General features: G+C 41.0%; 7 protein-coding genes. 5 read left to right on the forward strand and 2 right to left on the reverse strand.

What is annotated here, in order from left to right:
- Nucleotides 1-683: 683 nt before the first annotated feature.
- Nucleotides 684-1,952, reverse strand: coding sequence for a hypothetical protein (locus J7I42_RS29095; protein ID WP_209142903.1), 1,269 nt, complete (start codon nucleotides 1,950-1,952; stop codon nucleotides 684-686).
- Between the two features lie 1,071 nt (nucleotides 1,953-3,023).
- On the opposite strand from J7I42_RS29095, the gene J7I42_RS29100 reads away from it, so the two are divergent.
- The 3 genes from J7I42_RS29100 to J7I42_RS29110 all read left to right on the forward strand — a co-directional run bounded on the left by J7I42_RS29100 (nucleotide 3,024) and on the right by J7I42_RS29110 (nucleotide 5,451).
- Nucleotides 3,024-4,370, forward strand: a complete 1,347-nt coding sequence (locus J7I42_RS29100) for an RNA-binding domain-containing protein (protein ID WP_209142904.1) — start codon at nucleotides 3,024-3,026, stop codon at nucleotides 4,368-4,370.
- A 109-nt stretch (nucleotides 4,371-4,479) separates the two neighbouring features.
- Nucleotides 4,480-4,902 carry a secondary thiamine-phosphate synthase enzyme YjbQ gene (locus J7I42_RS29105; RefSeq protein ID WP_209142906.1) on the forward strand — a complete coding sequence of 141 codons (423 nt, stop codon included), beginning with the start codon at nucleotides 4,480-4,482 and terminating at the stop codon, nucleotides 4,900-4,902.
- Nucleotides 4,903-4,938: 36 nt separating this feature from the next.
- Nucleotides 4,939-5,451 (forward strand): hypothetical protein, encoded by a 513-nt coding sequence (locus J7I42_RS29110; RefSeq protein ID WP_209142908.1) that lies wholly within the window; start codon nucleotides 4,939-4,941, stop codon nucleotides 5,449-5,451.
- A gap of 10 nt (nucleotides 5,452-5,461) precedes the next feature.
- Here the strand turns inward: J7I42_RS29110 and J7I42_RS29115 are convergent, their stop codons facing one another.
- Entirely contained in the window at nucleotides 5,462-6,874 is a 1,413-nt protein-coding gene (locus J7I42_RS29115; protein WP_209142910.1) for a S41 family peptidase, read from the reverse strand.
- 475 nt (nucleotides 6,875-7,349) lie between these two features.
- Here J7I42_RS29115 and J7I42_RS29120 point away from each other — a divergent pair, with 475 nt between their 5' ends.
- Both J7I42_RS29120 and J7I42_RS29125 read left to right on the forward strand, forming a co-directional pair.
- Nucleotides 7,350-7,832: a hypothetical protein gene (locus J7I42_RS29120; RefSeq protein WP_209142912.1), complete on the forward strand. Its 483-nt coding sequence runs from the start codon at nucleotides 7,350-7,352 to the stop codon at nucleotides 7,830-7,832.
- An 11-nt stretch (nucleotides 7,833-7,843) separates the two neighbouring features.
- Nucleotides 7,844-9,856 carry an alpha-L-arabinofuranosidase C-terminal domain-containing protein gene (locus tag J7I42_RS29125; protein ID WP_209142914.1) on the forward strand — a complete coding sequence of 671 codons (2,013 nt, stop codon included), beginning with the start codon at nucleotides 7,844-7,846 and terminating at the stop codon, nucleotides 9,854-9,856.
- Nucleotides 9,857-10,267: the final 411 nt, after the last annotated feature.

A 10,267-nucleotide genomic window follows, 5' to 3' on the forward strand; every position in this document is an offset into this window, starting at 1 on the left:
AAAAGCGAATGACCTGTCAGGTGCGCGTAAGCCTTCTGATTGTTCAATACCCAATGGCGCACCTTACAGGTCATCCTCTTCTAAAGAACTTTTTTATTTGATGCAACCAATTGTAACAATAGATAGTCCGGGTAATTAAAATAGTTGTAAAAAGGAAATTTATAAGGGTTTTTTATACACTTATAAGCGGCCGGCGATCATAAGAAGAATAAGAGGTAATGTAGGCTGGTAGCGTGTTTTCCACTGTTATAGTAAGGTTAGGGATAATAAAATGAAGCAAAAGCTGGTTATGAAGAAAGTAAAGCACACATTACTTTTACATCGTCAACGGTAGCACGGTAAGAAGAAAAGAAACAGAGAAGCTACCACGAAGCAAAGCTTCAACCCTAAACCAGATTTTTACGTTTTTTTCATATGGCAAGCAATCGTTAGAGGTCAGCTGTTTCTACAGTGGACCTTTTTTCTTTTTAGGAAGTTTGTGTTTTGTCTGTTGCACTCTAAGAATGGAAGAGCTTTCAAGTTTCAAGTTGCCGGGAAGGCAATGGGCAATAGGCAATAGGGAATGGGAGAAAGGCCATAGGCAGTGGCGATACTTTTAACTGTGCAGGCGTCGGTGTGAAGACCTTTTAGGACTTGTCCGCCTTTGGCAGATACGCCGTGGCGTAAACGTCCGCTGTGCCGCATTATTTTACTGTGAGCTTAAAATTGTTATAGATGCCTTCTTTATTCTTCCTGACGATTATATACCTGCCTTTGTATAAAAGCATGGGCGCGGGAATATGAGCATCTTTAATATTTACTATATCAACGGCTATCGCCTGTTGTTGTGCTGCTTCCAGTTCATTTTGATAATAGGCGCTAAATAAACAGGGACAGTCTTTTAAATTGTCTGTAGAAGGGTAATATGTCGTTCGTGGTTCAACGTCTTCGAATAAATATTTTGGCCGGTGCAAAGAATCGGTAACCTCTTTGTTAAAAATTAAATAATCTACCGACCTTTCCAAATTTACCGTTCTTTTTGAATTATTATCTTTTAAAATAAAAGGGAAATATCTTCGAATAATATGGCTGGTAACGGTATCAATAACCCTGACCCTGTCGGTAACCGCTGTCTGGTCTATTGTTAGCATCTCTTCTCCTTGTAACAATTCCTTTAACTGTGTTGCCATCATTGGCCCGGATTCATATAAATGGCCATAGCCCACATGAATAACAAACCTGGAAGCCGGATGCCGTTTGATCACTTCTAAGATATTTGCAGCCTGGGCTCGTTCCCTGACAGAAGTAAGTATTGTTTGTTTGAGCCCCTTTTCGTCAAATAGTAATACTATGGAGTCCCTTGGCTCATAATTTATATATTTGATAGACCCGTATTTGTCGAGCTTTATACTATCGTCCCAATTTTTCTTGCCGCTATCATATTCATAGGCATTAACATCATATCCTATTCTTTTTGCGTATCGTATAAGGGAGCCATAAACCGGTTCGTTTATAAAAACACCATCGCTGCTTATGGGATAACCGATATCCGCAATTCCGTTTTTTAATTTGATGCCTTCGGCCATAAATACATTATATCCGATTTTATGCAGATCCTTTAATAGAGACTTGGTAAACAACCGATGTTCCGGTCTGTGATGCGCCTCATTTATCAGCAGGATTCGATATTTTTTAGCTTCTTTCAGGATCAATTCTCTGGCATCAACCTGCATTTGATTTTTCAATGTTACTTTAACAGGATCAGCTGGCCCCATCACACTATCCTCGTAGATATTGCTCTCCCGATAATATCCCGAGACGCAAAGGTCATTCATATTACCAGTGAGATAGCCGAAGCCGGTACCATTCTTTTTAACTATACGCTCCGGAAAATCATAACGTGGGTTTCCGGTATAGGGCTGGCTCCCCTGAAAAAATGTTACCACCAAAAGAAGCATGATCCATTGTTTCATATCAACTTAAATTGATAGTTTCAATCATAAATGTCTTTCCAATTTAATTTAATATCGGGTAACTGTGAAGTATAATCTTTAAAAAGCGCAGATCCGACCGATGGCGAAGTTTGAAATAATGTCCTGGGTGCAGTCGTATAATATAAAATATAGATATTTTACTTTAATGTATATGTGTACGTTACTATTATGCCAAATTGGTCATCCGGATTTTACTATTGGTTGATAAGATTCATAAGTTTGTCAATTACACATAGGGTTCGGAGTGTACCAACATAGTATTGCAAAATTTGAGACTATCATAGTTGCTACTAATTACCAGGGTACTGGGAAGGATTATGTATTAGGTGCTTTTAACTGAAGGCCATTCTTACTCTCCTCACTTTAATCAAGACCTGCCCCAATTTATCGGGGAGCGCATAATCACAATAATGCAAGCTCAAATAGCGCGCCTTACAGGTCTTCCTAACAAATAGCAAAAGAACTTTTTTTATTTGATGCAACCAACAATCGTAAGATATAGTCCGGAATAAAAGAATAGCTGTAAAACATACATTTAAAAAGAATTTTGATGCTTTTCTTACAGGCCGGAGATCATAATGAAAAATACAGCTATTGCAGGCTGGTAGCCGGTTTTGTTAATCTGCACAGGTGTTAGGCATAATAAAATCGCTGAAAAGCTCATTATGTAGAAAGTGACCTGCGCATTACTTTTACATCATCAACGGTAGCACGGTAAGAAGACAAGAAACAGAAAAGCTACCAGAAGCAAAGCTTCAACCCTAAACCAGATTTGTACGTTTTTTCATATGGCAAGCAATCGTTAGAGGCCGACTATTTCTATAGTGGGTCTTTTTTCTTTTAGTCCCTGGTTAAAGCTTCGGCAGACAAGTGACACGTCTTGAAGTATAAAAATATAATGACCGCAATAGGCGCTGCCAGCTAATCTTCGATCAATATTTTTATCTCCCTAAGTTACATTTTGTACTGGTCATAACTTTTTGACTGTAATCAACCTTTTCGTTTAGTTCAGCGGGTTACAATATTTGTTTTCATAGTAAACGGTAACCCATGACTGAAAAGCAAAACATCGAATATAAGATCTCCTGGCGCGATGAATATCTAAAATGGTTGTGCGGATTTGCTAATGCGCAGGGTGGAAGACTGATCATCGGCGTGAATGATAATGGCGAAGTCGCCGGTTTGCCCGATGCCGCCAGGCTGTTGGAAGATATTCCAAATAAAGCTAAAGACATCCTGGGGATAATAATAGATGTAAATCTACAGGACCAAAAAGGCAAAGAATACCTGGAAATTAAAGTGGATGCTTATCCCAACCCCATTAGCTTCAAAGGACAATATCATTACAGAAGCGGTAGTACCAAGCAGGAGCTCAAAGGTGCAGCGCTGGACCGTTTTCTACTGCGAAAGCAAGGCAAGCGATGGGACGGTGTTCCGGTGCCAAAAGTAACGCTTGCCAACCTGAGTGACCGGGCTTTTTCGCATTTCAGAAAAAAGGCCGTTTCAAGCAAGCGCTTACCAAAAGAAGAGGTGGCTGTAAGTAATCATATGTTGCTGGAAAAGCTGCGGCTGGTAGAAGGAACTTATTTAAAGCGGGCCGCATTGTTACTGTTTCATCCCGATCCGGAAGCCTTTTTCAGCGGCGCCTATATAAAAGTAGGTTTCTTTAGAACACATACAGACCTGCTTTATCATGACACAATACATGGAAACCTCTTTGAACAGGTTGATAAAACCATGGACCTTTTATTGACCAAGTATATGAAGGCCATGATCAGTTACCAGGGCATTTATAGGGTAGAGACCTATCCATTCCCGGAAGAAGCCATAAGAGAAGCCGTAATAAATGCCGTTATTCATAAGGATTATGGATGCGGTATCCCGATCCAGATCAGCGTATATGAAGATCAGTTTTATTGCTGGAACAATGGCAAGTTTGACAAGCACCCATCTTATAACCCCGATATTGCCAATACCTTTTTCCGGGCCGGGTATATTGAATCGTGGGGACGGGGTATGGAGAAGATAATAGATGAATGTTCCCAGGCAGGTTTGCCCGATCCTTCATTTAACTATGATACAAATGGGCTGATGGTCCAGTTTAAGGCCAAACCGGTGGCCGCATCGGAGAAAATGGCGGGAGAAATGGCGGGAGAAATGGCGGGACAAGTGGCGGGAGAAATGGCGGGAGAAACGAATGGTAATGCATCAGAGAAGAGATTAAAGAAAATATTAGAATTGATAAAAGCTAACCCGGAAATCACCATGCCTGAAGTAGTTTCAAAAGTTGGTATTTCACTTCGTTCAGTCGAAAGAAATATTCAAGAGCTACAAAAACGGAATGTGTTAAAAAGAGTAGGGGCTACAAAAAATGGGCGTTGGGAAGTAATGGAATAATGCTATCGGTAACGAATTAAGTATCCGTATCCAGGTGGCTGGATGGGGATACTTGATTCTATGATCTTTTTTATTTGTACATAACCCGAGATACCCCCAAATTTGTACCATGACCATCTACCAACAAATTATCTCCTTACCAGAAAAACCACGCGGTTTTCATCTCATAACCAGAGAAGTGGTACGTGCTTTGCAAGATATTGGAAATATCAGGACAGGCATGTGCCAGGTATTTATTCAGCATACCTCCGCTTCATTGACCATTAATGAAAATGCCGATCCTACTGTGCGGGAGGATTTTGAAATGTTCTTTAATAAAACAGTAAAGGAAAACGATCCGGCGTATAAGCATGATTATGAAGGGGCTGATGATATGCCGGCACACCTGAAGGCCTCGCTGCTTGGCAGTTCTGTTTTAATTCCCATTCATAATGGACAGCTGGCGCTCGGTACCTGGCAGGGCATCTATTTATGTGAGCACCGTAACCATGGCGGATCGAGAAGTCTGGTGATCACCGCGTGGGGGCAGTAAATAAAGTTGCTGAATTTTGATTCCTGATAAATACACATGAGATCGATGTTGAATAATAGTTTACTGATAGCAGTGTTGCTTTTAATTTTTGGATTGTCATTCTATTCGTGTAAAACGAAGGTTGAAGCTGAAAGTGGAACCGTTCACCCAATAAACCCAGGCGAAATAACGCCAGGGCCCGTCGTTAACGATACATTAAGTGCCGTACAACTTAAAAAAATAAAGAAGATCCAACGGGTATTTGAAGAAGTGGAACCAAGTACCCTGGAAGAGACTATAAATGACTTTAAGCAAGACAAGGCCCCTGAAAAAGAAATTGCCTCCTGGTATGCTATGGCCAAAGTGTACGAGAAATTTACCCTGAAACATAAGCACCTGGATATAAACAAAAAGACAGAAGCTTACCGGCTTATTCTGATGCGTTCTCAGGAAAACGAAGCCAATGCATTAGCTGAAATTGGGTTGAAATATTTAACACATAAAGAAGTCGCAGAGATCTTCGGTTATTATAATGTAGAAGCGAAGCCGATAACGGTTGAAAAAAAATGATCCAGGGGGGCTATTTACCACTCCTTACTAATTCAAGAGTTCGCTCCAGCTGGATGTGGCGTTTATTTAAAAGGTCATCTATTGTTGGCAGAACCCGATAGTCAGGGATTATCCCTCTGCCGGTTGGCGTTACCGGGCGAACCGCCCCGTTGTATTGAATGGTTCCGTAAGAAACACTAATTTGGCTGGCAGGTAGAACTATGTCCATTTGCACACCAGAGGTATTCCCTTCATAAGCGCCGCCGGTTTCTTCACCAATAAATTTTCCGCGTTTATTGCTGCGGGCAATAGCACAAAATTCTGCCGTAACGGAAAAAGATAATCCGTTTATTAAAAACCAAACCTGGCCGGTATAATTATTAACGGCAGGCGACATCTCCTGTAGGTTGTTATGTGCTGCCGGTTTTAATTGATAAGTTCCTGCGGCGTTTTTCGTCAACAGGTCAGCGTTTAGATCGTTAAAGGACGTTGAGCCACGTTTGAACTGGTCAAATGGAAGCTGGCTGGTGGCTGTTGTCAGGCTTTTGTAGTAATGAAATTTACTGCTGCTTAGATACGAATATAATAATGATCCATACAGGTCGCGGCCGCCGCCATTTCCGCGTAGATCTATTACCAGCTTTTTTATTTGTTGGTCCTTAATGGTAGTAAACGAAGTGCGAAGGAAATCTTCGAAATTCAGTCCGGCTTCCTCAAGGGTTGCTTTGTCGAATGTTTGGATGGTAAGTAGGGCAATACGATCCGGAGTTATCGACAGGTTCAGCAGGTTGTTTTCTTTGCTGTCATCCTCAATAGGCGGTAATGCTGATTCCAGGACCGCATCCATACTTTGGGTACTGACGGAGCCATTTGCTGTTTTGTATGAAATGTCAAAATGAGTATTGCCTCCAAACGCTAAAAAGTAGTAGATATAAAAATAGTTTCCGAGGATATAGTTCTTCTTTGTTTCAATATGGCCATCGGCGACGATATATTGAAACAACGTGTTTTTTATTTGGTTGATCGGAGTGTTGTTTATGGTCAAGATCTCTGTGCCGGGAGATAAGCTGGAATCAGCCCCCTTGTAGATATAGGCCTTATTACCTATAAACCGGACCCGGAAAGGGAAATAAGCCTTTTGTGCAGCCAGGTATTGTCTTAATTCCCGGGAAGGGCTGCATGATAGATGTCCGTCTCTGATTTGACTGACCAGAAATTTAAGCGTTTTGAAAAAGGCCAGTTTGCTGGTGGTGTCTTGCAGGGTGGCGTAACAGCTATCGAACAAAGCTGTCATGGTGGCTTTGCTTGTATAGCGGTACAGAGAAGGGTAGTCGTGCTGCAGCTTGTTTCTTAAAAGATTAAAATCATTTTGCAGGCTGTCTTTCCGGCCCTGGCTAAACGCATTCACACGTAAGCCGGATAACAGAACTAATATAAATATCATTCTTAATTTGTAGCTGTTGATCTTCATATACGGTATGCTCTCCTGTTACCATTCCGGATACAATGTAGGAAATTATCAGGGGAGGGGCTGAGATAGCATATAAATTTAGATTGTCCCTAAAAGTATGCAATCTGGGGCTGTAAGATGTTAATGAGGTGGAATGATCGCACGCGACGTTGTATCTTTGCTTAGTCTGAGATCGAGGCCGGAACCTGACCGCTGTCAGCCATTGACGATGATCAAGTTACATGCGCACCTCATCTATAATATCGAAAAAAGTCCTAAAATTGGTGACGCTAATCCAGCCCTGCACTGTTTTTCCTATAAGCGATGCTTCATGCTAATTGATCCTGCCCTGCCGGATTGTATCCTGATTATTTCAAATCTGTTTCATGTGAAAGAATGATCACCTGTCACACTGTAATTTTTACATTTTTACAGGTTATTCTTTTGCGTGTTACATAAAATTTACAGCATGAATAGAATAACGCTAAGTATCGCTTTGTTGTTAGTTAATACTGCACTGTTGGCTCAAACTGATTTTTCGGGGAAATGGCAACTTAAAGAGAAACAGCATATACTCGGTCCGGAGTATGCGAATGCGGTAGCTAAACTACTCAGCGTAGATCAACGCAGCGATTCATTGATCATTGAAAGCTCGAGTGTTGGAGAAAACGGACAAGATGTTGTTACCAGGTCGGCCATTGCTCTAAATGGTAAACAATCGATTAATACCAGTGCTGCCAGTAACCGGAAATTGATAAGAAGTCTGCAATGGTCGAACGATAAGAAGACCCTAACTATTACCACTGCTTTTTATATGCCCGGGAATGATAGTGAAGTGGATTTTACAAGGGTGGAAGTCTGGACGCTTGAGAACGGTCAGTTAAAGGTTGATAAAAAATCCATTGAAACCAGGTCGGAAACCTGGGAAGTAAAAGCTGTTTTTGAAAAATAATTTTGTCTTTCATGTTAAAAAGTACAATGACTATTTCTATAAAAAGAAAGAAAGCAACCCTTGTGCTTTCGCTGGTTTGTTTTCTTTTCCTGCATTGCTGCCAGATCATAGCGCAAGTCAATTACAAAGTAGATATCAATAACGTTAAAGAAAATATACCCCCTACACTGTGGGGGCTGTTTTTTGAAGATATCAATCGTAGCGGCGACGGCGGCATTTATGCTGAGTTAATAAAGAACAGAAGTTTTGATTTTCCCGATCCATATATGGGCTGGAAATTGGATCCTCCCAGACATATGTATGCTAAACATGAAATATTCCAGGTCATTAATCAATCAGCCGTTAACGAAAACAATCCCAAATATTTACAGGTCACTATCAACAACCCGGAAAAGATCAGCCTGGCAAACGAAGGTTTTGGCGGCATTACCGTAAAGAAGGGAATGGGATATGAGCTAACTGTTGTTTATCGGCAGAAGACAAGTGGCATCAATTTGAAATTTGAACTTATCAATGCAGAGAACAAATCGGTGGGGAGTACGACGATCAAGCCATCCTCAACTGATAATGAATGGCAAACTGTAAAAGCTATAATCACTACCAAGGACACAATCATAAAAGGAAAACTTTTATTAAACTTTGAAGGTACAGGTAAAATAGATCTTGACAGGATCTCTTTATTCCCGTCAGACACCTGGATGAACAGGAAGGGTGGATTAAGGAATGATCTCGTACAGGATCTGTATGATATTCATCCAGGTTTTCTTCGCTTTCCCGGAGGTTGTATTGTTGAAGGAAAAACGCCCAATACCCGTTACCAGTGGAAAACTACTATCGGGCCATTGGAGCAACGCAAATTGATCTCTAATCAATGGCAGGAGGGGGCAGCAGGCAAACCATTGCCCGATTACTTTCAAAGTTTTGGTTTGGGATTTTATGAATACTTCCAGTTATGCGAAGATCTGAAAGCCGCCGCATTGCCAATTCTTAACTGCGGTCTCAGTTGCCAGTTTGATGCAGCGGAAGTAGTGCCAATGGACGAAATGAGTTCTTATGTGCAGGACGCACTCGATCTGATAGAATTTGCTAATGGAGATGTAACTACTGCATGGGGTAAGAAGAGAGCAGCATTGGGCCATCCCGAATCATTCAATATGAAAATGCTTGGTATTGGAAATGAAAACTGGGGACCACAGTATATAGAGCGATTAGAGCTATTCAGGGAGGCAATAAAAACAAAGTATCCTTATATGCAGCTTATCTGTGCGACAGGATACTCTCCCAATCCGCAGTTTCATTTTATGGATTCGGCACTCAGAAAAATGAATGTTGATATTATAGACGAGCATTATTATCAAACAGCCAATTGGTTTTTGATGAATGCAAGCAAGTATGATCACTACGACCGGAAGGGGCCTAAAATATTTTTAGGCGAATATGCCTGCATGAGTACACGGATTGGCAGTCCGGAAAATAAAAACACCCTGTTTTGCGCATTAGCCGAGGCCGCGTTTATGACCGGCGTTGAACGCAATGCAGATATTATTTGCATGGCAGCCTATGCGCCGCTGTTTGCTCATGTAAAAGATTGGCAGTGGACGCCAAATCTGATCTGGTTTGATAATAGCACCAGTTTTCGCACGCCAAGCTATTACGTACAACAATTGTTTTCGATGAATAAAGGAACGAGTATGGCATCTATTACAGAAAATGGGAATGTCATTGCTGGGAGTGATAGTATATGGGCATCTGCCGTGATAGATAAGCACACCGGCGAAGTGATCATTAAACTGGTCAATCCTTCCGGAAAGGGAAAGGCGAAAAAAATAGAGGTACCCCAATTGGGAAACAGCAAAAGCACAGCAACCATAACTGTTTTAAAGGCCGATGATGGTAATGCAATGAATAGTCTTGGCCAGCCTTTGAACGTCGTGCCGGTCAGCTCAACAATTCCGATAAACAATAGGACAATTTCAGTGGCTTTGCCTAAGTATAGTTTTAGTGTAATTAAAATAAGATCATAGCGGTGGTCTCGCTGGCACAGATCTCCAAATACAAACAGATCAATATTGGGATTATTGAAGAAACCTGTGAACAGAAGCAAGACCGGATAGGGATTTTAAAAGATCATCACCTTTCGGTATGTTCGAAACGAAAAACATTTATTGATTAAGTTCAATTGCCAACTGAAATAACTACGCAATCTGCTTGTGATTCTCTTCCTCAGTTTTTTGAATCACTCTCTCCTTCACCTTAACCAAATAAAAAAGCTGCATCAAATTGATACAGCTTTGTATTTACAGTTCAGTATTTCGGTTTTCTTTTTACATGCCTTACCGAGTTAATTATAACACTATTGCCTTCTACTTCATAAACAACCAAGTAAGGAAAACGGTTAATTCTTATTCTTCTAAACTGAGTATTGATTGGGGGAT

This window comes from Niastella soli (genome assembly GCF_017742245.1).
GTDB classification, from domain to species: domain Bacteria; phylum Bacteroidota; class Bacteroidia; order Chitinophagales; family Chitinophagaceae; genus Niastella; species Niastella soli.

Bases quoted from the DNA above. Each gene is read 5' to 3' on its own strand.
- J7I42_RS29125 (WP_209142914.1), top strand. From the start codon at position 7,844: ATGTTAAAAAGTACAATGACTATTTCTATAAAAAGAAAGAAAGCAACC.
- J7I42_RS29115 (WP_209142910.1), bottom strand. From the start codon at position 6,874: ATGATATTTATATTAGTTCTGTTATCCGGCTTACGTGTGAATGCGTTT.
- J7I42_RS29110 (WP_209142908.1), top strand. From the start codon at position 4,939: ATGAGATCGATGTTGAATAATAGTTTACTGATAGCAGTGTTGCTTTTA.
- J7I42_RS29100 (WP_209142904.1), top strand. From the start codon at position 3,024: ATGACTGAAAAGCAAAACATCGAATATAAGATCTCCTGGCGCGATGAA.
- J7I42_RS29105 (WP_209142906.1), top strand. From the start codon at position 4,480: ATGACCATCTACCAACAAATTATCTCCTTACCAGAAAAACCACGCGGT.
- J7I42_RS29095 (WP_209142903.1), bottom strand. From the start codon at position 1,952: ATGAAACAATGGATCATGCTTCTTTTGGTGGTAACATTTTTTCAGGGG.
- J7I42_RS29120 (WP_209142912.1), top strand. From the start codon at position 7,350: ATGAATAGAATAACGCTAAGTATCGCTTTGTTGTTAGTTAATACTGCA.